Source organism: Pseudomonas sp. P1_A1 (genome assembly GCF_056406935.1).
Window position 1 is genome coordinate 301,721 of record NZ_JBFTZE010000004.1, and the last position, 22,237, is coordinate 323,957.

A 22,237-nucleotide genomic window follows, 5' to 3' on the forward strand; every position below is an offset into this window, starting at 1 on the left:
CTTTTAAGGGGCTACCTTTTAAGGGGCTATCAGGTTTTCTTCGGGGGCTCGGGATTGGCATCGAAGGTGTGCGGCGGTGCGACTTGCAGGGTGGTGATCGAACCTTGCGCCGACAGCGAGTAGGTCACCTTGGAAATCAGCATGTCGTCATCGAATCCCAGCACCGGATCCTTGACCCTGACCTGCGTGTTATGGCGCCACAGATCGCCGTTCGATTGCCGCCAACCCTGCACCTGATAGGTGGTGGTTTTGGCCTTGCCGACGCGGGTGGCGCTTTCCCAGTTGGCCCGTTGCAAGGCGAGATCGGGATTGATCTGCATGCCTTCGTTGATCACTGTGACTCGCCGACGCTTGTAGCTCAGGTCGGCAGACACCGATTCAACCTCACTGACCGCCGCCCCGCTCTTCTTGTCCGTGCCCTTGTGCTGACCGATGACCCGGTATTCGGAGAACACCTGGCTGTAATCCATCGGCGCGTTGGCCGACAGAATATTTTTGCCCAATTCCAACGCATCACTGGCCCGGCCACCACTGCCTGGCCGGGCCAGCACCAGCCGGCCCTGGGCATCATCGGTAGAAAACACCCGGAACAACGTCAGCAAGCGGTCGATGGATTGAAACACCGTTTCCCCCGGCACGATGGTGTGACTGCTGAGCCGGGCGGTCTCGGGAATTTCACTGACCACAAAGACCTTGTAGGTGATCGCCAGCGCTTCGACGATGCTCAACAGCGACTGCTCATGCCATTGGTTCGGGCGGTTGGTCGCGGCGCAATCCACCAGATCCTGGGTGCAGGAACTGCCTTCGATGTTCAGGCTGATCTGCCGCCCGTCATAACTGATCGGCGCCTTGAATACATACCCGGTCAGCACCAGGTCCTGGCCGATGCGCACTTCACAGGCGTCACCGGGCTGGATCCGCTTGTCCACGGTCTGCCCCGGCCATTGCCAGGTGATGTTGAGTTTAAAGGTGCGGAACTGACGCTCCAGATCCGCCGTGATTTCCACGCTTTTCCAGCCACCGTATTCCAGGCCGCCGACCGTCAATGTGACGCGGTTATCCATCTCGTTCATGGTTCACTTCCCGGAGACTTTCACATCGTTCGGCGCGTACCCTGGATGGGCAATTCCGTTGCGCTGAATCACTTCGGTGACCCGCGTTGCATCGGCAAATTGCTTGTACGCCACGACCAGCGCCGGAAGGCTTTCCTGGAAAGACTTGCTGACCTGTCGTACACCCGATGAAGCCACTGCCTTGAGATGCGCAAGCAGCGCCTGCTTCACATCGTCGATGGCCTGATAATGCGCGGGACTGGCCTTGTCCAGCATCGGATTGATCGCCTCGACAAGCGCCTTTTGCAGCGCTTTCAAATCGTCGGTGACCGGCACTTCCTGCCGGGTGACCGGCAGGTCCGCCTGCTGCTCCAGCGATGGTGTCGACGACAGTTTCACCGGTGTCGACGCCACCGGCATCGAGGCGACCCATTGCGCCACTTTGACCAGCAGCGTGTCCTGCACCAGATCGGCCATGGCTTGCGCTGCGGCCGTGGTGTCCTTGCCGGTGGTGAGCTTTGGGGCATCGGCCTTGCGGATGGCTTCGAGCTGTTGGGACACGTCGGCAATCACGCCACGATAACCCTCCTTCGCGAAGTCCTTGAGCGATTTGATATCGCCGAGTAAACCCTTGAATTCCGCCGCCACTTCCTTGGGCAATTCCTTGACCGCTTTGACCAGCTCGGTGATCTGCCGATATTGCTCGATCAACGGTTTGAGCTGTTCCTTGATCACGTCATACACCCCGGTCAGGCTGTTGCGCAGATTGGCGATGCCGATTCGCGCGGCCTTGATCAGGGTCATGGCCTGTTCGAAACGCGCCACCGCCGAGCCCAGCAAGGTGTCGGCCTTGGCCAGTAGCACCTTCTGCGTGCTGATCGTGGCCGTCGGAAACGGCAGTGGTTCATCGGGGTAAAACTTCAGCGCAAAGGTCACCAACCCGCCGTCCTGGCGGGTGTGGGTCATGTCGCATTCGCCGACCTTGACCTGTAGCCGCCCCAGCCATGGATGGACCAGTTCACCACTGCCCTGCTCCAGCGCCTTGAGCAGCTTGTCGCGCTGCTCCAGGCAATCGGGGCCGACGATGAACGCCGTCAGATCATGGATCTTCGCCTGTTGGCCAAGGCTCTCGAAAAACGGCAAGTCCCGCTGCGGATATTCGTGCAACTGGCCCTTTTTACCGACCGGGGTTTTCGCCTGATCGACCCAGAAACCGACACCGCGAAAGGACGCCGGCAACAAACGGTCACGCCAACTCATTGGAGGCCTCCCAGGGAAAGTGAGCGGTAGCCGATGCGCGAGTTGAGCGCCAGCCCCGGTTGATTGGTTTGCGGTTGATCGGTGCGCAGCCCGACCGGCGCGTTTTCGAAGCGCACGGTCAGGCCGCCTTCGAGTTGCGTGCGGTTGTTGGCTGCGCTCTGCTGGATCAGGGTGTTGGAGTTTTGGGTCAGAGAACCGGGCCGCATCGACGACTTGAGCGGCAAACTGCCGGGAGTCGCCAGCGCGTTTGAGGGCTGCTCGGAAGCGGCATTGATGAACGCCGCCGCCGGCGCAAACTCACCCTTGCCTTCAGCATTGGTTTTCTGTTGCACCTCGGTGAAGCTTTCGACCTTGCCGGTAATTTGGGCGATAAAACCACCAAAGCTACCGCCCAGCATCTCCTGGATGGGCGCCAGAATGGCCCGGAGCTTTTCCGCTTTTTCACTGAAAAACTGAACCACAGATGCCCATGTTTCGTTCAGTGCGTCCAAGGGCGACCAAGTGAACAGCCCGCTGAGGTAGGAAAAGAACGCCTGCGCTCCAAGCTTGATTGACTCCCAGTAGCCCGAGAACATGACAGGCACCTGATCCCAAGCCGCGGCAATGGCGTCCAGCGGCACCCAGTCGAACAGGCTGCGCAGTTTCTCCTTTACCGGCACGGTCAGTGCCACGAGCAGATCCCAGATCGCCGCAAACAAACCGACAACGGCCCCCCAGTTGTTCAGGATCATTCCGTAGGGCGTCCAGGCAAACCACGCTTTAAGGAAATCGAATCCCGCACTCACGACTGCTTTTACTTGATCAAAAATTGCCGAGAAAACGCCGCTGATCGGCGCCCAATAACCGACAACCTTTTGCCAGAGCCCGGCGAAAAACGTCGAAATCGGTTCCCAGTTGGCAATGATCAAACCAGCCGCCAGGGCGATACCCATGGCCATCAGCATGATCGGATTGGTCTTGAGCACCATGCTCATCAGATCGAACACTTGCGTCGCGCCAGTCACAGCCGTTTGCATTGCCGAAAATGCGATGGCACCTGCCGCCAATCCTTCGACCAATTTCGGGTTGTCATCGAGCAGGCTGCCAAATCCAACCAACAAAGGTTGAAGACCTGCCGTTACGGTCGCGACAGCAGGTTGCAAGGCCGTGTTGGCCGCGATCGATACCTGCTCCATCGAGCGACTGAACACATTCATGCTTTGTGTAGCGCTTGCCGGCGCCTTCGGCAAATCAACGCCTTCGGCCGATTCGCTGACCTCAGTCAATTTGCCTTTGAACGCGTCGGACGCCTTGATCCCGTCCATGAACGGCGTGATCACGCTACCGCCCTTGAACAAGCCGCTGATGTCCAGTTTGCCGAGGCCAGTCTGCTCCAGATTTTTCTTGAAGCCTTCGACTTTTGCCCGAAGGGCACCGAGCTTGGGCGACAGTTCATCGATGCCCGTGAGCAGCACCGAGGTTTTCTCTTTGGTTTGTGTGTCTGCCATCACTGCACCTGCTGCATCGCATTGATCCGTTGCGCGTGCTCCAGCGATTCGCGGAGCACATCCAGTGGCCTGGCCATCATCTGTTCGGGGTCAACCTTCCAGAACCAGGCCAGGTCATAGGCGACTGCGATCAGATCGGTGATGGCTCCGACGCCGCACTCATGAAAAAACTCGCGACCGCCCAACTCAGCGTGTTGAGGTCGGCCAGATCCAGCTGGTTGACCGACGACGGCGGGATGCCGGCGCACACGGCGATGTATTTGGCCGCGACGTCCATGTCGAGGCTGACCTCTTCGCTCTTGTCGATCTTGTACGGCAGCGCCTTGATCGCCCGCACTTCCTGCACCGTCGGACGGCGCAGGTTGAGCTCGGTCAAGGGCTCGCCGTGGGCTTCGATCGCAACTTGAAGCTTCACGGCGTTGCTCATTGCCAGGTCCCCTTGATGCCTTCGAATTTCAGTTCGATGGTGGCGTCATCACCTTTGGATACCGGCTCTTCCACCAGGTAGGCGCCGGCCAGTACATAGACTTTGCCGTTGCTGAATTCGCAGGTGACGGTCATGTCGGAGCCTGCGATCAGTTGCTTGAGCGGGAAGTCTGCGGTGTGCAGCGCCGTCACTTTGAACGACGGCGCAATGTCGGTTTCCTTGTAGAAGCCCGGCACGACGGTTTCCCGTTTAACGGCCATCAATGGTGCTTCGCAGCCACCGTTGATGGTCAGTTGAGCGCCGTCCACTTTGACGTAGCAGGTGCCCGCAATCAGTTGACCCATGGTGTTTCTCCCTTCAAATAAAAAGCCCACGCGCGGTGGGCCGAATTCACACAGTCAAAGGCAGCGATCAGGCTGCGTCGTCGTACTGCAGACGGAACTGGTTGAGCAGCGCAAACACGCGCAGGCCGTTGATGTAGTCCGGCGGGAACAACACGTTGACCCGGCTCGGGTCCTGGGTGTCGCGCTCGACGATCAGGTGTTCGGCGAACAGCTCGGCGTTTTCCACATGGCCTTCCAGTTCGAGCTTGGCGTACTGGGCGATCAGCTCACCGCGAAGGGTGCTCGGGGTAACGATTGGCTGGCCGGCGCCGAAACGGGTGCCGTCGGAGGCCAGTTTGTGGCGACCGTATTTGCTGGTGATCACGCTTTGCAGACGACGCACGATGAACGCCGACTGGTGCATGGTTTCGCTGTCCAGGTAGGAGTTATCTGCCTGGCCGTAGGCGTTCTTCTGATAGGTGGTGATCGAACGCTGGATGCGCACGTAGCCGCCTTCGTAGTACGCAGTGGCGATGCCGTAGTTGAGCAGCGACTGACGCTCGGTCAGGGTGAACCGCTCGCTCGCCGGAGCCGGGTCGAGACCTGGCAGGCTGCCGCTTTGGGTCGGACGGCTGGCGTCGGCCGAGATGAACACCGAAGTGCGCGCGGCCAATGCAGCAGCTTGCACCCAGAACGGTTGCGGTACGCCCGGTTCCAGCGCCTGGATGGTCATGTGCTGGTCGTTACGCGCTTGCCCCGCCGCCACCAGAGTGCCGACGGTGCCGCGTTTGGCGCTGTAGACGTGACCGAACAATTGCTTGGCCCAGGACCAACGACCGGTGCTGTCATCCATCACCGCTTGCCAAGTGTTGAGCGTAGACAGATCCGACCACGGCATGCAGATGAACTCGAACGGTTCATCGCCCAGCGCCGCCACGGCGGCCACCTGATCCGGTACACCGGCGCCGCCGGTCATGGCGGTGATCGCCGAGGTCAGGCCGACTGGGGTTTCTTCGCCGTTGCTCTTGCCCAGTCGATTGAATTGCAGGCTGATGTCGTTGCCGCTGTCGCCAGTCCATTTGGCGCTCAGGGTGACCACGCCTTCGACCGCCGCCGCAGTGACTGGCAGATCGGCGCTGGCATTGATTTTCAGGGCCAGGGCGGTGGCCGCTTGCGCCGCGGTGGCACCGTTGACGATGGCCGCCTGAACACGAACGCCGCCGACGTACAGGTTGAGCATGCCGCTTTGGGTCGCCGCACCGGTCAGGGTCAGCACGCCTTTGGCAATGCTGCCTTCAGTGTTGTGCAGCGGCAGGCACCAGATCTCGCCGATCGGGTCAGTCTTGCGCCAGGTTTCATACATCGAGGCGAGCATCGAGCCCTGCCCGCCAATGCTTTTGGCCAGCGCCACGCTGGACACCAGCACCAGTTTGCCGACATCGGCCGGCGCGATGTTGTCGTTGACCTGAGCGACGATCAGGCGGCGCATGGTCGACGACGCGCTATTGGCGGCCGAGTTGTCCATTTCGGCATAGAACAGCGGAACACGAATGTCCGCGGGGATGTTGCTGAATCCGATCGCCATTATTTGGCTCCCTGTGGTTTCGCCGCTTTCACGGCTTTGGTAGTGATATCGCCATCGGCCAGACGTCGACGCCACCAGGCGTTGTCCGGCACTTCACGGCCCTCGAGGGGCAACAGATCGCCCGCTTCCGGGTCCGGCACGACACGGCCCGGGGCCGGCAGCACGGTGATGCGTTTGCTCATGGGGTTACGTCTCCAGAGAAAGTCAGTTCCAGGCGTCCGTCGGGGCCTGGGCGTTGCAGATTGGGGTCCGCCGGGTCGATCGCATCGACCCGCACGGTGACCCCGGTAAAGGACGACAAGCCGTCCAGTTCACGCTCGTGCCAGCTCTGCGCCGGTTGCCCCGGCAAATTGCGGCCGAGCTGGAATTCGGTGAAAAAGCGCAGGCGATAGAGCACACGGCTGCTGTTGATGGAAACCAGTTCGCCGCCGTCGTAGGCAATGGCGCTGTAGTCGTTGCCAGGCTTGAAACCCACCAGTGCGCGCCACAGTTCGGCGCGCAGGTCGTGCAGTTGATCCAGCGCTGCAACGGCGTCCGCGGTGTCGAGCACCAGGGTGACTTCGAAGCGGTCGCGGATCGGTTGCAGCATCAGGTTTTGCGCCACGCTTTTGCTCGCCACATCGGCGATGGGGACGACGTAGGCGCAAGGTGTGGCGAGCGGGTTGTTGGCTTGCAGGGTGGCGAGGTCAATGCCCGCGGCCACACGATTGGCCAGGGTTGGGCATTGCTCACGCAGCTGCGTGAGGATCGGCGTGATCTTCATGAGGGCGCTCCAGTTGTATGGAAGGTGCGGTCAGAAACCTGTGGGAGCCTGCTCGCGATGGCGGTGAGTCAGACGACATCAGTGTTGAATGAGTTGACGCCTTCGCGAGCAGGCTCGCTCCCACAGGGTTCAGCATGTTGGCTACGGCTTTGATCAGGTGACGGCGTCGGCACTTGGGTCAAGGCAAGTCCAGATCGAGCACCAAGGTCAGTGATCGCACTCGATACCGGCGGCATCGATGCGCTACCAACTCATCAGACGCTGATTGATCAGGGCCGCGTTGGCCCCGTAGATTTCTACCGCTGGCGTAAACCCCAGTGCCATGTAACCTCCTTAATCCCACGCCGTTACCGGTGTGGTCGCTACGGGTCTGGATTCAAGTTCCGGTCGACCAGTGACCGCGCCAGACAGGGAACGGCACGAGGACGGTGTAGGTTTGGCGTTCTACCATTTGGTTTTCTCCAGAGACGAAAAAGCCCCTTTGTTTTAGGAAGGGGCTGTAGGTGTTGATTAGCGGATAAGAAAACGCCCCGTCGGTGCGGGGCGTTTATTGGGGCAGGGTTGCGAGCCATTCCGGCGCTGATGGCCGGTGTTCGCTCAGGGGCAACTCGCCGCCTACCGGCCAGATACGAAGCGTACGGCGATACGTCTGCAACTCAATGTATTGCGCCGGAGTCAGCAACGTGGGCCAACGCTCCACTTCATCACGATAACGGGCCACAACGCTATCAGTGGCCGCAAGCTGCATGTTGCGCCATGAACGTTCATACCCCTCCAGTTCGGCAGGCGTTGGCCCCGGCGGATCAATCAGCACCGGATAGCCTTCATCATTCCCGACAATCATCTTGCCGCTAGACTGTCCGTCCAATAGCTCAAGCCAATACTCACGCGAGATTTCAACCACATCGCTTGGCATCGTTGTATGAATGGAGGGATCGTAAAAACCGCCTGTGGATTTTGAATAAAACATAGGTTCTTCCTTATTTAATAGCCAACGACTCTATAGGCGTTGATCAGTGGATAAGAAAACGCCCCGTCGGTGCGGGGCGTTTATTGGGGCAGGGTTGCGAGCCATTCCGGCGCGGACGGCCGATGTTGAAGCAAGGGAAACTCGCCAGATTCTGGCCAGTTGCGCGGTAAGCGGCGATACGCTTGCAACTCGGTATATTGGGTTTGGGTCAACGTTGTTGGCGACCCCCTCCTGTGCCGCCTTTTATTGTTGATCCGGACGCGGCGGGACGTCACAGACGCCGATGCGCTTTGCGGCCCAACGTTCGTAAAGTCCGATGGCCACGTCCGCCCCGGCCATCGCCGTCAGGCAGCCAAAGGCGCCGGCGGCCCAGATCGACAGGCCCGCGGCGTACAACAGCATGATCGCCGAGACGCCGCAGATCATGCAGGCCCCGGACCGCAAGGCCAGGCGCCGCAGCAGTGACCAGCCACGGGCGCCCTCCTTGTCGGCGCGCCACATTTCGCCGGACACCCCACCCGCTACCGCGAGGAGGATGACGAGCCAGATCGGCATGTCCAGCAACGCTTGTTGCTCGTTTGTCATGTCCCGCCTCCTTGGGATCAATGAGATGGGCCTCTCGAAAATGAGCCGCCTGGTTTTGATCGATGAAGAACTACAGCTTTTCAACGATCACGTTGTCGATGAAAGCGAAGTTGACGTACGGGTTCTGCTCATTGGAAAAGGCCAGAGTGGTTTGGGCCGTGGTCGCTGTGAAGTCATAAGTCACAGTGTTCCACTCGACAACGCTACCCTTGACCGTTGGCGTGTTGAAGGTAACGGTCTGACCGGCGACCTTCACTTGCACGACACCATCACCGGATCGGCTGGCGTACACCGAATTGCCCAGACTGAAGGTCAATCGATACTTGGCCCCTACTACGGTGGCGAAGTTCTGCTGAATGCCGCCGCCGTTGCCATAAACATTGTTAGCCAAATCGACAATCACCGCGCCTTCCGCTGCGGCGGAGCCAGGAATCGAGGCGCGCACGTTGAAGTATTCGGCGCCCGACAGAAAGGTCGTCCAGCCGGTGATGAAGTTGGCTTTCGCCGTCGTGTCCAGAACGCAACTGTCGCTGCAACCCGGTTGTTCAAAGCTGCCGTTGACCAGGAGGTTCGCGGCAGTAGCGCTGCCTGCTGCGCCGGACAGAGCCATGGCCAGCATCAGCGGGCCAATGATTTTGTTGAATACGTTCATGTTTTACCTATTGAGTCGAATGAATGGATTACGCAGCGGTTTGCTGCGATGACGGTCCCGGATGAGGGTTGATACGCCTGATGTAGGCAGGCATTCCAAAAAGCCCGGTCGCCCAGGCTTTTCAGTAATGCGCTTGCGTGATCTTTCGGCGCTACTGGCACGGTACGGATCGATTCAAATTGTTTTTCCGACCGCGGTCCCTGCCCGCCGGATAACTGCTTCTGGTGCTTTACGCTGCACACCCGGGTCAGTTGCCAACCCTCTGAACCGTTGAGGCCGGTTCATCGCTGCCTTTGTGGTGGAACTAAAGAGCTTCGTTTCGAGCCGCTTTGTTGAGCGGCTTGAGACAAAGAATATGCATGGATGCATATACAGTCAATGCATAAATGCATTTATTTATGCATCGAAAATGCACAGACGCATGAAAGCCCCACAGACAAAGGCGTTGGCGGTTTTCGGCAGGCGAAAAAAAACCCGTCGGGCGACGGGTTTTATCTGACAGCGGTGAGGTTAGCGGGCGTACATGCCCCACCAGAAGACGTGACCAAGGATGACGATTTGCTCTTCCTGGATTTCCTGGAAGCTGTAGTCCTCGTCCGGATGCTCATCGCGATTGAAGCTGCGCAGGCGAATCCCGGTCGGCAGGCGATAAAGCTGTTTCACCCGCAACTGGCCGTTGTGGTTGATGGCGTACAGGTCGCCGTCGATGATGTCGCCAATCCCGCATTTACCGGCATTCACCCCCACCGTGGCACCATCGCGCAGCACTGGCAACATGCTGTTGCCGCGCACGGTCACGCATTTGGCCTGGTCGAACTGCACACCGTTATGGCGCAAGCTGCGCTTGCCGAAGCGCAGGCTAGAGCGCTCGCTCTCTTCGATGACGAATCTTCCTGATCCAGCAGCCAATTCAACCTCGCGAAGAAAGGGGACCGACACCTCGTCGTCATCGACAGGCGTATCGTCGTCCCACAGGCTTATGTCCTTGAGTTCCGAATGCAATTGATCGCGCCCGGCGCTGGCGGCCGGCGCGACATCCGCACGGCCCCGCAATTGATCGGTGCTCACAGCAAAGTATTCGGCAATCTTCGAGATATGTTTATCCGAAGGATCGACGATTTTCCCGCTGAGGATGCGCGAGAGAGTGGATTGAGGCACGCCGGTGCGACGGTGAAGCTCCGTGGGGGAGATCCCGTGCTGATCGAGCAGCGCTCTTAAGACGGTAGAAACATTGCGTTTTTGCATAACGCGCATAGTGCTTGATCTTTTTTCGGAAGACAAATGCCAAATTGCATAATTTGTGCATAGACCCACGAAAAATAGCCTTGAGGCTTTCATGCCTGCGTAGGGCGGACCGCCCATGGTAACCTTGCGCCCATCGCGGAAAAGCCGGGCCGATGCCCCTCCTTTGCCCCACACCTTTCAACGAATTTGCCTATATCCGATGAATAAAGCCGTCTCCGATCTGTCCTCCCACACGCCAATGATGCAGCAATACTGGCGCCTGAAGAACCAGCACCCCGACCAGCTGATGTTCTATCGCATGGGCGACTTCTACGAGATCTTCTATGAAGACGCGAAGAAGGCCGCCAAGTTGCTGGACATCACCCTGACGGCTCGTGGGCAATCGGCGGGTCAGGCGATTCCGATGTGTGGGATTCCTTACCACGCCGCGGAAGGTTACCTGGCGAAACTGGTGAAGCTCGGCGAATCGGTGGTGATCTGTGAGCAGGTCGGCGACCCGGCCACCAGCAAAGGCCCAGTGGATCGTCAGGTGGTGCGGATCATCACGCCCGGCACGGTCAGCGATGAAGCGCTGCTGGATGAGCGTCGGGACAACCTGATCGCGGCGGTGCTGGGTGACGAGCGTCTGTTCGGTCTGGCGGTGCTGGACATCACCAGCGGCAACTTCACCGTGCTGGAGATCAAGGGCTGGGAAAATCTGCTGGCGGAGCTGGAGCGGGTCAACCCGGTTGAGCTGATGATCCCGGACGACTGGCCGAAAGACCTGCCGGCGGAGAAACGTCGTGGGGTACGTCGCCGTGCGCCGTGGGATTTTGAGCGTGACTCGGCGCTGAAAAGTCTTTGCCAGCAGTTTTCCACCCAGGACCTGAAAGGTTTCGGTTGCGAGAACCTGACCCTGGCCATCGGCGCTGCTGGCTGCCTGCTCAGCTACGCCAAGGAAACCCAGCGCACGGCCCTGCCGCACTTGCGCAGCCTGCGTCATGAACGCCTGGACGACACCGTGGTGCTGGACGGCGCCAGCCGTCGCAACCTGGAACTGGATACCAACCTGGCCGGTGGTCGCGACAACACGTTGCAATCGGTGGTCGACCGCTGCCAGACCGCCATGGGCAGCCGTTTGCTGACCCGCTGGCTGAACCGGCCTCTGCGGGATCTGACCGTACTGCTGGCACGTCAGACTTCCATTACCTGCCTGCTCGACCGTTACCGCTTCGAGAGACTGCAACCGCAGCTCAAGGAAATCGGTGACATCGAGCGGATTCTGGCGCGGATCGGCCTGCGCAATGCCCGCCCTCGTGACCTGGCGCGCCTGCGCGATGCCCTCGGTGCACTGCCAGAGTTGCAGGTGGCGATGGCCGAGCTTGAAGCTCCGCACATCATGCAACTGGCCACGACCACCAGCACCTATCCGGAACTGGCGGCACTGCTGGAAAAAGCCATCATCGACAACCCGCCAGCGGTGATCCGTGACGGCGGCGTGTTGAAAACCGGTTACGACAGCGAACTCGACGAGCTGCAATCGCTCAGCGAAAACGCCGGGCAGTTCCTGATCGATCTGGAAGCCCGGGAGAAGGCCCGCACCGGCCTGGCCAACCTGAAAGTCGGTTACAACCGCATTCACGGTTACTTCATTGAGTTGCCGAGCAAGCAGGCCGAATCGGCACCCGCCGACTATATCCGTCGCCAGACTCTCAAGGGCGCCGAGCGCTTCATCACCCCGGAACTGAAAGCGTTCGAAGACAAGGCGCTGTCGGCCAAGAGCCGCGCCCTGGCGCGCGAGAAGATGCTCTACGAAGCACTGCTCGAAGACCTGATCGCCCAATTGCCGCCCTTGCAGGATACCGCTGCCGCACTGGCCGAGCTGGACGTGCTGAGCAACCTCGCCGAGCGCGCACTGAATCTGGACCTGAACTGCCCGCGCTTCGTCAACGAGCCATGCATGCGCATCAGCCAGGGTCGTCACCCGGTGGTCGAGCAAGTACTCACCACCCCCTTCGTGGCCAACGACCTGAGCCTCGATGACAGCACCCGCATGCTGGTAATCACCGGTCCGAACATGGGCGGTAAATCCACCTACATGCGCCAGACCGCGTTGATCGTGCTGCTGGCGCATATCGGTAGCTTCGTGCCGGCGGCCAGTTGCGAATTGTCCCTGGTCGACCGGATCTTCACCCGGATCGGTTCCAGTGACGACCTAGCGGGCGGGCGTTCGACCTTCATGGTCGAAATGAGCGAAACCGCGAACATCCTGCACAACGCCACCGAGCGCAGCCTGGTGCTGATGGACGAAGTCGGTCGCGGCACCAGCACCTTCGACGGCCTGTCCCTGGCGTGGGCCGCGGCCGAGCGTCTGGCGCAACTGCGGGCCTATACACTGTTCGCCACTCATTATTTCGAGCTGACGGTGCTGCCGGAAGCCCAACCGCTAGTTGCCAACGTGCACCTCAATGCCACCGAGCACAACGAACGCATCGTGTTCCTGCACCATGTGCTGCCTGGGCCTGCCAGTCAGAGCTATGGCCTGGCGGTTGCACAGTTGGCCGGGGTGCCGAGCGAAGTGATCGTGCGTGCCCGTGAACACTTGAGCCGGCTGGAATCCACGGCGCTACCTCATGAAGTGCCGACGCCGGCCACAGGCAAATCCGTTGCGCCACAGCAGAGCGACATGTTCGCCAGCCTGCCGCATCCGGTGCTGGATGAACTGGCCAAACTTGATCTGGATGACCTGACACCGCGCAGGGCTTTGGAAATGCTCTATACATTAAAGACACGGATCTAACGCACTTGCCTGCAAGCTGTTAGAATCTCGCGCGGTTTGGGATGCTGCAGGCTCATAGCCTGGCCTGCAGACTATCGCTCCCGAACCTGGCGACCCCGTCCTGAAGGGGCTCCGCTGCCGCCGCCTGAGGAGAAAATTAGAAATGACCTTCGTCGTCACCGACAACTGCATCAAGTGCAAGTACACCGACTGCGTAGAAGTCTGTCCGGTGGACTGCTTTTACGAAGGCCCGAACTTCCTGGTGATTCACCCGGATGAGTGCATCGACTGCGCACTGTGCGAACCAGAATGCCCTGCCGTGGCCATCTTCTCTGAAGATGAAGTTCCCGCCGGCATGGAAAACTTCATTCAGCTGAACATGGAATTGGCCGAGGTATGGCCAAACATCACTGAACGGAAAGATCCATTGCCCGATTCCGCTGAATGGGATGGCAAGCCAGGCAAGATCGAACACCTCGAACGCTGATTTCCCTCGCGTTCCCGAAAAGGCCCCTTGCGGGCCTTTTTGCTTTTCTGCAGGCAAAAAAAAGGGGCGGTTTGACCCGCCCACATTTTTTCCCTATTCCATGTGTTCCTTTTCATCGTCCTGATGAATCGCATCCTGCGATGTCCGTTCCCCTCTTCCTTGAAGGGCGTGTCTATCCGTCGACACAGTTCAAATACTAGAGGATTCCCCACCAAGAGCAATCGGCCTCTATGGCTGAAATCATCTGTAATATGCTGTTAACTTAATAAAATAAACATATAAATCAATAACTTATAAATAAAGCACTCTTCGAATAGACAACTGCCAGGGTGTAAAAATAATGAACACTTACGAAAGAGTAAGCAAAGACTTACACCACGAGACTACAAACCTGAGGTGGCGCCAATACCAACGCAGCTCTCATCTTCCCGACAACAAAAAGCCCCGAACCAGTCGGGGCTTTTTGTTGACGGTTGAGCGAATGGCTTATTGGAACAGCGACTCACTCGACAGGCCGTTTTTCTCGAGAATCTCCCGAAGACGCTTGAGGCCTTCAACCTGGATTTGCCTGACCCGCTCCCGGGTAAGGCCGATTTCCAGGCCGACATCTTCAAGCGTACTGCTCTCGTGACCTCGCAAGCCGAAGCGGCGTACGACCACCTCGCGTTGCTTGTCGGTCAGCTCCGAGAGCCATTGATCGATGCTCTGCGACAGGTCGTCATCCTGCAACAGTTCACATGGATCGGTCGGGCGGTCGTCGGTCAGGGTGTCCAGCAGGGTTTTATCCGAATCCGGACCCAGCGAGACGTCGACCGAAGAAACCCGCTCGTTCAGGCCAAGCATGCGCTTGACCTCGCCTACCGGTTTCTCCAGCAGGTTGGCAATTTCTTCGGGTGAGGGTTCATGGTCGAGCTTTTGAGTCAGCTCCCGTGCAGCCCGCAAGTACACGTTGAGCTCTTTGACCACATGAATAGGTAGCCGGATGGTCCGGGTCTGATTCATGATCGCGCGTTCGATGGTCTGACGAATCCACCAAGTAGCGTAGGTCGAAAAGCGGAAGCCGCGTTCTGGATCGAACTTTTCCACTGCCCGGATCAAGCCGAGGTTACCCTCTTCGATCAGGTCCAGCAGCGACAGCCCACGATTGACGTAACGCCGGGCGATTTTCACCACCAGCCGCAGGTTGCTTTCAATCATGCGCTTGCGTCCGGCCGGATCACCACTTTGCGACAGGCGCGCAAAATGAACTTCTTCTTCCGGGGAGAGCAATGGGGAAAAGCCGATTTCGTTGAGGTACAGCTGCGTGGCATCGAGTGCCCGGGTGTAGTCGATGTACTTGTGTTGCTTTAACGAAGCGGAGTGTCTGGATTTGGCACGAACGGAAGGTGGTGCATCCCCTTCATCATTCGACATCGAATCCATAGCGATGCCGGTCTCCATAAGGAGAACCTCATCGTCGATGTCAAACTCCGGCACTTCTTTACTGAGAGCCATTGTTATAGTCCTTTGGTGAGTTCGACCTCAAGCTCAAGCGGCGCCTTGATCCCTGGCAACGCTGGAGCCTGTTCCCTCTACGTGACGGAACAGGCTTGGCTAACAAATCAACGACGTGGCAGGAACTGCAGCGGATCTACAGGTTTACCTTGTCGGCGAATCTCAAAATGCAGTTTCACCCGGTCTGTACCCGTTGACCCCATTTCGGCAATTGTCTGTCCGACTTTGACCTGCTGCCCCTCCCGAACCAACAGCCTGCGGTTGTGACCGTAGGCACTGACGTAGGTATCGCTGTGTTTGATGATGACTAATTCGCCGTAGCCCCTTAAGCCACTCCCGGCGTATACCACCGTCCCATCAGACGCAGCTAAAACAGGCTGTCCCAAATCTCCGGCGATATCAATTCCTTTATTCAAACTACCGTTTGAAGAGAATTTTCCAATCAGAATGCCACTAGAAGGCCACCCCCAGCCCGTCGGGGCCGGACCGGCAGGAGGCAGTGGAGCGGGTGCCGGTTTGCTGGCGACGGACGGTGCGAGCACCGTTGTACTGGTCGTTGTGCCATTTGCCTGGCGCCGAATTACCGTGGTTTTGCTCGACGATGAAGGCGAGGAACTGGACGAACTCACCACCGCTGCCGGCGTTGAATCGTTGCGACCGTCGAAGCGAATCGTCTGACCCGGATGGATCGTGTAAGGCGTAGGAATGTTGTTCCTTGCCGCGAGGGCTTTGTAGTCCCAGCCATAGCGAAAGGCGATGGAAAACAACGTGTCCTTGGGTCGAACCACGTACTGGCCGGTGGTTACGGCTGGACGCTGAGCGACCGCATTGTTGCGATCGACAACTCCCACGCTACTCGATTTGGTGCTGGAGCAACCGACCAGCAAGGTACTCAAGACAAGACCAGTCACCAGACGCTGAAAGCTCGTTATACCCATTCGCTGCGCAACGACTGTGAGACTCACCCGCCGCTCCCTTTGTGGTGGCTGAAAAATATGAATTGCCGTGTTTCGGCACGAAATGTCGCAAGTATAACGGGCCGAACAGGCTTTACCTTTAATGAAGCGGATTCGCTTCACGCACACGTTTGCTGCCTGACGATGAATTCTGTTTAACCCATCGATGCCGCTGTAAGACCCGGGCAATCGAAGAGAATTCAGCACGTTGAAACAAATGCTCAGGCCAGCGGCCCGTTGAGCAGTGGCACAAAGCGCACCGCCCCCAGAACACGCCTGGAAAAGCCCTGTTCTTCACGGATAATCAGCATCAATTGTTGAACTTCACCAGAGCCGACCGGAATCACCAGTCGCCCGCCCGGTGCCAATTGATCGAGCAGCGCCTGAGGCACGTCGGTGGCCACGGCGGTCACAATGATGCCATTGTAAGGCGCCAGCGCCGGCCAGCCTTCCCAGCCATCGCCCCAACGAAATACCACATTGCGCAGGTTCAGCTCCACCAGGCGCTCCTTGGCTCGATCTTGCAGAACCTTGATGCGCTCGACGGAAAAAACCCGCTCGACCAGTTGCGACAGCACCGCTGTCTGGTAACCCGAACCAGTACCGATTTCCAGCACCTTGTCCAACGGGCCGGCTTCCAGCAGCAGCTCGCTCATGCGCGCCACCATATAAGGCTGGGAGATGGTCTGGTTATGGCCAATCGGTAGCGCCGTATCTTCATAAGCGCGGTGGGCCAGCGCCTCATCAACGAACAGGTGACGCGGTGTGCGGCGGATGACTTCCAGCACCTTGGCGTTGGACACCCCTTCTTCATAGAGGCGCTGAATCAGACGCTCACGGGTCCGCTGGGAGGTCATCCCGATGCCGCGGTGCAGAATATCGTCTTGTTCACGAGCCATTAGCGCAGCCCCTCCAGCCAGCCATCGAGACTTCTGAAGGCATCATTAAAGGTGCGATCCAGTTGCAGTGGCGTGATTGAAACATAGCCTTGCATCACCGCATGGAAATCGGTGCCCGGGCCGCCATCTTCGGCGTCCCCCGCCGCAGCGATCCAGTAACCGGATTTACCGCGCGGATCGACTACTTTCATCGGTGCCGCGGCGCGGGCGCGATGGCCGAGGCGGGTCAGCTGGATACCGCGGATGTGCTCCAGCGGCAAGTTGGGAACGTTCACGTTCAGTACCGTGCGCGGTGGCAGTTCAAGGTCCGCGTGAGCCTCTACCAGTTTGCGCGCAAAATAAGCGGCTGTGGGAAGGTTCTCTACTTGCCGTGAGACGAACGAAAAGGCAAACGAAGGACGCCCAAGGAAACGTCCCTCGAGGGCCGCCGCCACGGTGCCGGAATACAGCACGTCATCCCCCAGGTTGGCGCCCAGGTTGATGCCGGAAACCACCATGTCCGGCTCGAGCTCCAACAAGCCGTTAAGGCCCAGGTGCACGCAGTCGGTGGGTGTGCCGTTGAGGCTGATAAAGCCATTGGCCAGGGTGTGCGGGTGCAACGGACGGTCGAGCGTCAACGAGCTGCTGGCGCCGCTTTTGTCCTGGTCCGGGGCGATAACCACGCATTCGGTGTAATCCGCCAGCGCAGCATAAAGCGCGGCGAGACCGGGTGCGGTTACCCCATCGTCGTTAGAAATCAGAATACGCATGGGCTGTCCGTCTGCCCCACCGGCACCAGATCGACGAGTTCACGCACCAATACGGTGGCGAAGCATCCGGCCGGGAGGACGAATTCCAGTTGCAGAATGTCAGGCTCGGGATAATGCCACGTCAACCCGCCAATGGGCAGCCGCAGGATGCGACGTTCGTGGCTCATTCCGGCGTTAATCAACCAATCGCGCAGGTCCGCTTCGCGCGCGGCGATTGCCTGCTCCAGTTCATGGACAGCGCCTGACGCCGGCGAGTCACCTTCGCCCCACTGCGGGCCGGTCGGGTGCAAGTCGAGAATCGCCAGACGCGGGTCACTGCACTCGGCTTCACCTGCCGGGAAGAAACTGCGGCTGTCGGTGAACGCCAGCAGATCGCCGACCTGAGCACGCTGCCAGGTACCATCGGCGACACGTGCCGCCAGCACCTGATTAAACAGAAAACTGCGCGCGGTGGAGAGCAGGCGCGAACGCACATTGCGTTGTTCCGGCAGGGCCTTGCGCGCTGCCCAGGCACGGGCGTCGACGACGTTGCCGCCGTCATGCCCGAAACGCTGGGCGCCGAAATAATTGGGAATACCTTGCCTGGCGATCAGTTGCAGACGCTCTTCGATCGCTGCCTTGTCGCCAGCGAACTGGGTCAGGCGCAACGTGAAGCCGTTGGCCGAATGGGCACCGCGTTGCAGCTTGCGTCTGTGCCGACCGGTCTTGAGAATCTTCAGCGTGTCGTTTTCCGCTGCCGACAGATCTGGATCAGCCTTGCCGGGCAGTTGCACGCTGAACCACTGGCGAGTCAACGCCTGACGGTCCTTGAGGCCCGCGTAGCTGACAGTACGCAATGGCACGCCCGCAGCCTTGGCAATTCGCCGTGCCGCTTCTTCGGTATTCAGACCGCGCTTTTCCACCCAGATCCACAGGTGTTCGCCGTCGCCGCTCAGGGGAATATCGAGGACTTCATCGACCTGGAAATCTTCCGCCGTGGCTTTCAGCACCGCGCTGCCGAGAGCGTCACCATAGGCCCGCGGGCCGAGCAATTGCATTTCGTTCATGCGCGCAGCAACAAGGCAACGGAGTGCACGGCAATACCTTCTTCGCGACCGACAAAGCCAAGCTTTTCGGTGGTGGTAGCTTTCACGTTCACTTGATCCAACTCAACTTGAAGATCCGCGGCAATCAGCGCGCGCATCGATTCGATATGCGGGGCCATTTTCGGGGCCTGGGCGACAATGGTGTTATCGACGTTGCCGACTTTCCAGCCTTTGGCGTGGATCAGTGCGACGACATGACGCAACAGCGCGCGGCTGTCGGCGCCCTTGAATTGCGGATCGGTGTCTGGAAAATGCTTGCCGATATCACCCAGCGCGGCAGCACCGAGCAACGCATCGCTCAAGGCGTGCAGCAGGACATCACCGTCGGAATGGGCAAGCAGCCCGAAGCTGTGTGCAATCCGCACACCGCCCAGCGTGATGAAATCGCCTTCACCGAAACGGTGCACATCATAGCCGTGGCCAATACGCATAAAAAAACGCCCCGATTTTTGTCAGGGCGTGATTCTACCTGCTTTGTCAGACATTAGGCGCTTAGAGCGCGCGCGTGATGCTGCAAGTGGTCGTCGATGAAACTCGCGATGAAGAAATAACTGTGGTCGTAGCCGGGTTGCAAACGCAACGTCAGCGGATGACCAGCAAGTTTCGCCGCCTGTTGCAGGGCTTCAGGTTTGAGCTGGGTGGCGAGGAAATCGTCGCGATCACCCTGATCCACCAGCAGCGGCAGTTTCTCGTCGGCTTCGGCGATCAATGCACAGGCATCCCACTCGCGCCATTTCGACCGGTCTTCACCCAAGTAGCGGGAAAAGGCTTTCTGCCCCCATGGGCAATCGATCGGATTGTTGATCGGCGAGAACGCCGACACCGATTGGTAACGCCCCGGATTACGCAAGGCGCAGACCAGCGCACCGTGGCCACCCATGGAGTGGCCGCTGATGCCACGCTTTTCCGATGCCGGGAAATGCGCCTCAACCAATGCCGGCAATTCCTGCACGACATAGTCATGCATCCGATAGTGCCGCGACCACGGTTCCTGCGTGGCATTGAGATAAAACCCGGCACCGAGACCGAAGTCCCAGGCGCCATCCGGATCGCCCGGCACTTCGGGACCGCGTGGGCTGGTGTCCGGCGCGACGATAATCAGCCCCAGCTCGGCGGCCATGCGCATGGCACCGGCCTTCTGCATGAAGTTTTCGTCGGTGCAGGTCAGGCCAGACAACCAGTACAGCACCGGCAGCTTGCCGCCCTGCTCCGCTTGCGGCGGCAGGTACACGGCAAACACCATGTCGCAACCGAGCACGTCGGAGCGGTGCCGGTAGCGCTTGTGCCAGCCGCCGAAGCTTTTCTGGCAGGAGATATTTTCCAGGCTCATAAGCGACCTCAGAAATGAATGACGCTACGGATGCTTTTGCCTTCATGCATCAGGTCAAACGCCTTGTTGATATCTTCCAGGCCCATAGTGTGGGTGATGAAGGTATCCAGCGGGATCTCGCCGGTCTGGGCCATTTCGACATAGCTTGGCAACTCGGTACGGCCACGCACACCACCGAACGCCGAACCGCGCCAGACGCGACCAGTGACCAACTGGAATGGACGGGTGGAGATTTCCTGGCCTGCGCCGGCCACACCGATGATTACCGACTCGCCCCAACCCTTGTGGCAGCACTCAAGTGCGGCACGCATCAACTGCACGTTGCCGATGCATTCGAACGAGAAGTCGACGCCGCCATCGGTCATGTCGACGATCACTTCCTGGATCGGACGATCGAAGTCTTTCGGGTTTACACAGTCGGTGGCGCCCAATTGCCTGGCGATTTCGAACTTGGCCGGGTTGATGTCGATGGCGATGATCCGGCCAGCCTTGGCTTTGACCGCGCCGATCACGGCAGACAGTCCGATGCCGCCCAGACCGAAGATGGCGACGGTGTCACCCGGTTTGACCTTGGCAGTGTTGATCACTGCACCGATGCCGGTGGTGACGCCACAGCCCAGCAGGCAGACTTTTTCCAGAGGGGCTTCTTTAGGAATTTTGGCGACAGAGATTTCCGGCAGCACGGTGTACTCGGAAAACGTCGAGGTGCCCATGTAGTGGAAAATCGTTTCGCCCTTGTAGGAAAAGCGCGAAGTGCCGTCCGGCATCAGGCCTTTACCCTGGGTTGCACGAATCGCCTGGCAGAGGTTGGTTTTGCCCGACAGACAGAATTTGCACTTGCCGCATTCCGGGGTGTACAGCGGGATCACATGATCGCCCACCGCAACCGAGGTCACGCCCTCGCCGATCGCTTCGACCACCGCGCCACCTTCGTGGCCCAGGATCGACGGGAAGATACCTTCCGGGTCCGCGCCCGAGAGGGTGTAGGCATCGGTATGGCAGACACCGGAAGCGACGACGCGCAGCAGGACTTCGCCCGCCTTGGGCATGGCGACATCAACTTCAACGATCTCGAGGGGCTTCTTGGCCTCGAAGGCAACGGCGGCGCGCGACTTGATCATGCTGACTCTCCAGTGAATAAAAACGAGACAGGGAGTGTAATACAGCCGCATACGATGAATAATCGGGACAAAAGCAAAACATTATTGCCATGCAGGGATAATCCTGATGTCCGAAAACCGCTGGGAAGGCATCGACGAGTTCGTCGCCGTCGCAGAGTGCAACCAATTCACCGCCGCGGCTGAACGCCTTGGGGTGTCTTCCTCCCACATCAGTCGCCAAATCGTAAGACTGGAAGAGCGACTGCAAACCCGCTTGCTCTATCGCAGCACCCGCCGGGTCACGCTGACCGAAGCCGGGCAAACCTTTCTGCAACATTGCCAACGTTTGCAGGACGGCCGCGAAGAAGCGTTGCGCGCTGTCGGCGACCTGACCAGCGAACCCAAGGGCATGCTGCGCATGACCTGCGCCGTGGCCTACGGCGAACGATTCATTGTGCCGCTGGTGACTCGCTTCATGGGGCTGTATCCACAACTGCGTGTGGACATCGAACTGAGCAACCGCCCGCTCGATCTGGTGCACGAAGGGCTGGACCTGGCCATCCGCCTCGGCCGCCTGCAGGATTCAAGATTGGTCGCGACTCGTTTGGCACCACGGCGCATGTATCTGTGCGCCTCGCCGTCCTACCTGGAACGGTATGGTCGCCCACACAGTTTGTCGGAACTGAGTCGCCACAACTGCCTCATCGGCAGCTCGGATATCTGGCAACTGGAACAGAACGGGCGGGAATTTTCCCAGCGAGTACAGGGAAACTGGCGCTGCAACAGTGGGCAGGCGGTGCTGGATGCCGCGCTACAAGGGGTTGGGTTGTGTCAGTTGCCGGACTACTACGTACTGGAGCACCTGAAAAACGGCGAATTGATCTCGCTGCTGGAAGCCCACCAACCACCGAACACAGCGGTTTGGGCGCTTTATCCACAGCAGCGGCATCTGTCACCGAAAGTACGCAAGTTAGTGGATTATTTGAAGGAAGGGTTGGCCGAACGGCCGGAATATCGGGTTTAAGAGAAA

Annotated in this window: 23 protein-coding genes; 3 read left to right on the forward strand and 20 right to left on the reverse strand. The window is 59.1% G+C overall.

The genetic code is table 11. The annotated features are described in order from the left end of the window. Window positions 1–29: 29 nt before the first annotated feature. From AC1D2Q_RS08360 to AC1D2Q_RS08415, 12 genes are all read right to left on the reverse strand, one after another. The gene (locus AC1D2Q_RS08360) at window positions 30–1,073 is read right to left on the reverse strand and encodes a phage baseplate assembly protein (protein WP_477812896.1); all 1,044 of its coding nucleotides are present in this window, start codon (window positions 1,071–1,073) and stop codon (window positions 30–32) included. A 3-nt stretch (window positions 1,074–1,076) separates the two neighbouring features. Next, the gene (locus tag AC1D2Q_RS08365; protein WP_477812897.1) at window positions 1,077–2,312 is read right to left on the reverse strand and encodes a DNA circularization protein; all 1,236 of its coding nucleotides are present in this window, start codon (window positions 2,310–2,312) and stop codon (window positions 1,077–1,079) included. After that, window positions 2,309–3,799 (reverse strand): phage tail protein, encoded by a 1,491-nt coding sequence (locus AC1D2Q_RS08370; RefSeq protein WP_477812898.1) that lies wholly within the window; start codon window positions 3,797–3,799, stop codon window positions 2,309–2,311. The genes AC1D2Q_RS08365 and AC1D2Q_RS08370 overlap by 4 nt, the downstream gene beginning before the upstream one ends. A gap of 130 nt (window positions 3,800–3,929) precedes the next feature. Next, the gene (locus tag AC1D2Q_RS08375) at window positions 3,930–4,226 is read right to left on the reverse strand and encodes a phage tail assembly protein (RefSeq protein WP_477812899.1); all 297 of its coding nucleotides are present in this window, start codon (window positions 4,224–4,226) and stop codon (window positions 3,930–3,932) included. Then, window positions 4,223–4,570 carry a phage tail tube protein gene (locus AC1D2Q_RS08380; protein ID WP_018926973.1) on the reverse strand — a complete coding sequence of 116 codons (348 nt, stop codon included), beginning with the start codon at window positions 4,568–4,570 and terminating at the stop codon, window positions 4,223–4,225. The genes AC1D2Q_RS08375 and AC1D2Q_RS08380 overlap by 4 nt, the downstream gene beginning before the upstream one ends. Before the next feature lie 67 nt (window positions 4,571–4,637). Next, a complete protein-coding gene (locus tag AC1D2Q_RS08385; protein ID WP_477812900.1) occupies window positions 4,638–6,134 on the reverse strand; it encodes a phage tail sheath subtilisin-like domain-containing protein in 1,497 nt (498 codons plus the stop codon). Next, window positions 6,134–6,316: a DUF2635 domain-containing protein gene (locus tag AC1D2Q_RS08390; protein ID WP_007907211.1), complete on the reverse strand. Its 183-nt coding sequence runs from the start codon at window positions 6,314–6,316 to the stop codon at window positions 6,134–6,136. Before AC1D2Q_RS08390 ends, AC1D2Q_RS08385 begins: the two co-directional genes overlap by 1 nt. Continuing rightward, a complete protein-coding gene (locus tag AC1D2Q_RS08395; RefSeq protein ID WP_477812901.1) occupies window positions 6,313–6,897 on the reverse strand; it encodes a phage tail terminator protein in 585 nt (194 codons plus the stop codon). The genes AC1D2Q_RS08390 and AC1D2Q_RS08395 overlap by 4 nt, the downstream gene beginning before the upstream one ends. A gap of 547 nt (window positions 6,898–7,444) precedes the next feature. Then, window positions 7,445–7,867: a phage tail protein gene (locus tag AC1D2Q_RS08400; RefSeq protein ID WP_428632512.1), complete on the reverse strand. Its 423-nt coding sequence runs from the start codon at window positions 7,865–7,867 to the stop codon at window positions 7,445–7,447. 243 nt (window positions 7,868–8,110) lie between these two features. Then, window positions 8,111–8,452, reverse strand: coding sequence for a phage holin family protein (locus AC1D2Q_RS08405; protein WP_428632510.1), 342 nt, complete (start codon window positions 8,450–8,452; stop codon window positions 8,111–8,113). 70 nt (window positions 8,453–8,522) lie between these two features. After that, on the reverse strand, window positions 8,523–9,104 hold the full coding sequence (locus AC1D2Q_RS08410) for a DUF642 domain-containing protein (protein WP_477812902.1): 582 nt from the start codon (window positions 9,102–9,104) through the stop codon (window positions 8,523–8,525). Between the two features lie 510 nt (window positions 9,105–9,614). Then, window positions 9,615–10,349, reverse strand: a complete 735-nt coding sequence (locus AC1D2Q_RS08415) for an XRE family transcriptional regulator (RefSeq protein WP_026331839.1) — start codon at window positions 10,347–10,349, stop codon at window positions 9,615–9,617. A 199-nt stretch (window positions 10,350–10,548) separates the two neighbouring features. Between AC1D2Q_RS08415 and mutS the strand changes: the two genes are divergently transcribed. Further along, the gene (gene mutS, locus AC1D2Q_RS08420) at window positions 10,549–13,128 is read left to right on the forward strand and encodes a DNA mismatch repair protein MutS (protein WP_477812903.1); all 2,580 of its coding nucleotides are present in this window, start codon (window positions 10,549–10,551) and stop codon (window positions 13,126–13,128) included. Between the two features lie 142 nt (window positions 13,129–13,270). After that, window positions 13,271–13,594 carry a ferredoxin FdxA gene (gene fdxA, locus AC1D2Q_RS08425; RefSeq protein WP_007940535.1) on the forward strand — a complete coding sequence of 108 codons (324 nt, stop codon included), beginning with the start codon at window positions 13,271–13,273 and terminating at the stop codon, window positions 13,592–13,594. A gap of 486 nt (window positions 13,595–14,080) precedes the next feature. Here fdxA and rpoS read toward each other — a convergent pair whose 3' ends face one another. From rpoS to AC1D2Q_RS08465, 8 genes are all read right to left on the reverse strand, one after another. Next, window positions 14,081–15,088 carry an RNA polymerase sigma factor RpoS gene (gene rpoS, locus AC1D2Q_RS08430; protein WP_007940534.1) on the reverse strand — a complete coding sequence of 336 codons (1,008 nt, stop codon included), beginning with the start codon at window positions 15,086–15,088 and terminating at the stop codon, window positions 14,081–14,083. Window positions 15,089–15,195: 107 nt separating this feature from the next. Next, the gene (locus tag AC1D2Q_RS08435) at window positions 15,196–16,053 is read right to left on the reverse strand and encodes a peptidoglycan DD-metalloendopeptidase family protein (RefSeq protein ID WP_477812904.1); all 858 of its coding nucleotides are present in this window, start codon (window positions 16,051–16,053) and stop codon (window positions 15,196–15,198) included. A 212-nt stretch (window positions 16,054–16,265) separates the two neighbouring features. Then, entirely contained in the window at window positions 16,266–16,901 is a 636-nt protein-coding gene (locus AC1D2Q_RS08440; RefSeq protein WP_173861137.1) for a protein-L-isoaspartate(D-aspartate) O-methyltransferase, read from the reverse strand. Window positions 16,902–16,942: 41 nt separating this feature from the next. Continuing rightward, entirely contained in the window at window positions 16,943–17,692 is a 750-nt protein-coding gene (surE, locus tag AC1D2Q_RS08445; protein WP_477812905.1) for a 5'/3'-nucleotidase SurE, read from the reverse strand. Further along, complete coding sequence (gene truD, locus AC1D2Q_RS08450; RefSeq protein WP_477812906.1) at window positions 17,680–18,738, reverse strand: tRNA pseudouridine(13) synthase TruD; 1,059 nt, start codon at window positions 18,736–18,738, stop codon at window positions 17,680–17,682. The genes surE and truD overlap by 13 nt, the downstream gene beginning before the upstream one ends. After that, the gene (ispF, locus tag AC1D2Q_RS08455) at window positions 18,735–19,208 is read right to left on the reverse strand and encodes a 2-C-methyl-D-erythritol 2,4-cyclodiphosphate synthase (RefSeq protein WP_018927000.1); all 474 of its coding nucleotides are present in this window, start codon (window positions 19,206–19,208) and stop codon (window positions 18,735–18,737) included. Before ispF ends, truD begins: the two co-directional genes overlap by 4 nt. Before the next feature lie 53 nt (window positions 19,209–19,261). Then, window positions 19,262–20,107, reverse strand: coding sequence for an S-formylglutathione hydrolase (fghA, locus tag AC1D2Q_RS08460; RefSeq protein WP_064620040.1), 846 nt, complete (start codon window positions 20,105–20,107; stop codon window positions 19,262–19,264). 8 nt (window positions 20,108–20,115) lie between these two features. Next, window positions 20,116–21,228 carry an S-(hydroxymethyl)glutathione dehydrogenase/class III alcohol dehydrogenase gene (locus tag AC1D2Q_RS08465; protein ID WP_018927002.1) on the reverse strand — a complete coding sequence of 371 codons (1,113 nt, stop codon included), beginning with the start codon at window positions 21,226–21,228 and terminating at the stop codon, window positions 20,116–20,118. Between the two features lie 106 nt (window positions 21,229–21,334). Here AC1D2Q_RS08465 and AC1D2Q_RS08470 point away from each other — a divergent pair, with 106 nt between their 5' ends. Continuing rightward, on the forward strand, window positions 21,335–22,231 hold the full coding sequence (locus AC1D2Q_RS08470; protein WP_018927003.1) for a LysR substrate-binding domain-containing protein: 897 nt from the start codon (window positions 21,335–21,337) through the stop codon (window positions 22,229–22,231). The last annotated feature ends 6 nt before the right edge of the window (window positions 22,232–22,237 follow it).

Coding starts and splice junctions, on each gene's coding strand:
- AC1D2Q_RS08375 (WP_477812899.1), bottom strand. CDS start 4,226: ATGAGCAACGCCGTGAAGCTTCAAGTTGCGATCGAAGCCCACGGCGAG.
- AC1D2Q_RS08470 (WP_018927003.1), top strand. CDS start 21,335: ATGTCCGAAAACCGCTGGGAAGGCATCGACGAGTTCGTCGCCGTCGCA.
- truD (WP_477812906.1), bottom strand. CDS start 18,738: ATGAACGAAATGCAATTGCTCGGCCCGCGGGCCTATGGTGACGCTCTC.
- fghA (WP_064620040.1), bottom strand. CDS start 20,107: ATGAGCCTGGAAAATATCTCCTGCCAGAAAAGCTTCGGCGGCTGGCAC.
- AC1D2Q_RS08410 (WP_477812902.1), bottom strand. CDS start 9,104: ATGAACGTATTCAACAAAATCATTGGCCCGCTGATGCTGGCCATGGCT.
- rpoS (WP_007940534.1), bottom strand. CDS start 15,088: ATGGCTCTCAGTAAAGAAGTGCCGGAGTTTGACATCGACGATGAGGTT.
- AC1D2Q_RS08415 (WP_026331839.1), bottom strand. CDS start 10,349: ATGCAAAAACGCAATGTTTCTACCGTCTTAAGAGCGCTGCTCGATCAG.
- AC1D2Q_RS08465 (WP_018927002.1), bottom strand. CDS start 21,228: ATGATCAAGTCGCGCGCCGCCGTTGCCTTCGAGGCCAAGAAGCCCCTC.
- surE (WP_477812905.1), bottom strand. CDS start 17,692: ATGCGTATTCTGATTTCTAACGACGATGGGGTAACCGCACCCGGTCTC.
- AC1D2Q_RS08360 (WP_477812896.1), bottom strand. CDS start 1,073: ATGAACGAGATGGATAACCGCGTCACATTGACGGTCGGCGGCCTGGAA.
- AC1D2Q_RS08395 (WP_477812901.1), bottom strand. CDS start 6,897: ATGAAGATCACGCCGATCCTCACGCAGCTGCGTGAGCAATGCCCAACC.
- AC1D2Q_RS08440 (WP_173861137.1), bottom strand. CDS start 16,901: ATGACCTCCCAGCGGACCCGTGAGCGTCTGATTCAGCGCCTCTATGAA.
- ispF (WP_018927000.1), bottom strand. CDS start 19,208: ATGCGTATTGGCCACGGCTATGATGTGCACCGTTTCGGTGAAGGCGAT.
- fdxA (WP_007940535.1), top strand. CDS start 13,271: ATGACCTTCGTCGTCACCGACAACTGCATCAAGTGCAAGTACACCGAC.
- AC1D2Q_RS08390 (WP_007907211.1), bottom strand. CDS start 6,316: ATGAGCAAACGCATCACCGTGCTGCCGGCCCCGGGCCGTGTCGTGCCG.
- mutS (WP_477812903.1), top strand. CDS start 10,549: ATGAATAAAGCCGTCTCCGATCTGTCCTCCCACACGCCAATGATGCAG.
- AC1D2Q_RS08400 (WP_428632512.1), bottom strand. CDS start 7,867: ATGTTTTATTCAAAATCCACAGGCGGTTTTTACGATCCCTCCATTCAT.
- AC1D2Q_RS08370 (WP_477812898.1), bottom strand. CDS start 3,799: ATGGCAGACACACAAACCAAAGAGAAAACCTCGGTGCTGCTCACGGGC.
- AC1D2Q_RS08365 (WP_477812897.1), bottom strand. CDS start 2,312: ATGAGTTGGCGTGACCGTTTGTTGCCGGCGTCCTTTCGCGGTGTCGGT.
- AC1D2Q_RS08405 (WP_428632510.1), bottom strand. CDS start 8,452: ATGACAAACGAGCAACAAGCGTTGCTGGACATGCCGATCTGGCTCGTC.
- AC1D2Q_RS08385 (WP_477812900.1), bottom strand. CDS start 6,134: ATGGCGATCGGATTCAGCAACATCCCCGCGGACATTCGTGTTCCGCTG.
- AC1D2Q_RS08380 (WP_018926973.1), bottom strand. CDS start 4,570: ATGGGTCAACTGATTGCGGGCACCTGCTACGTCAAAGTGGACGGCGCT.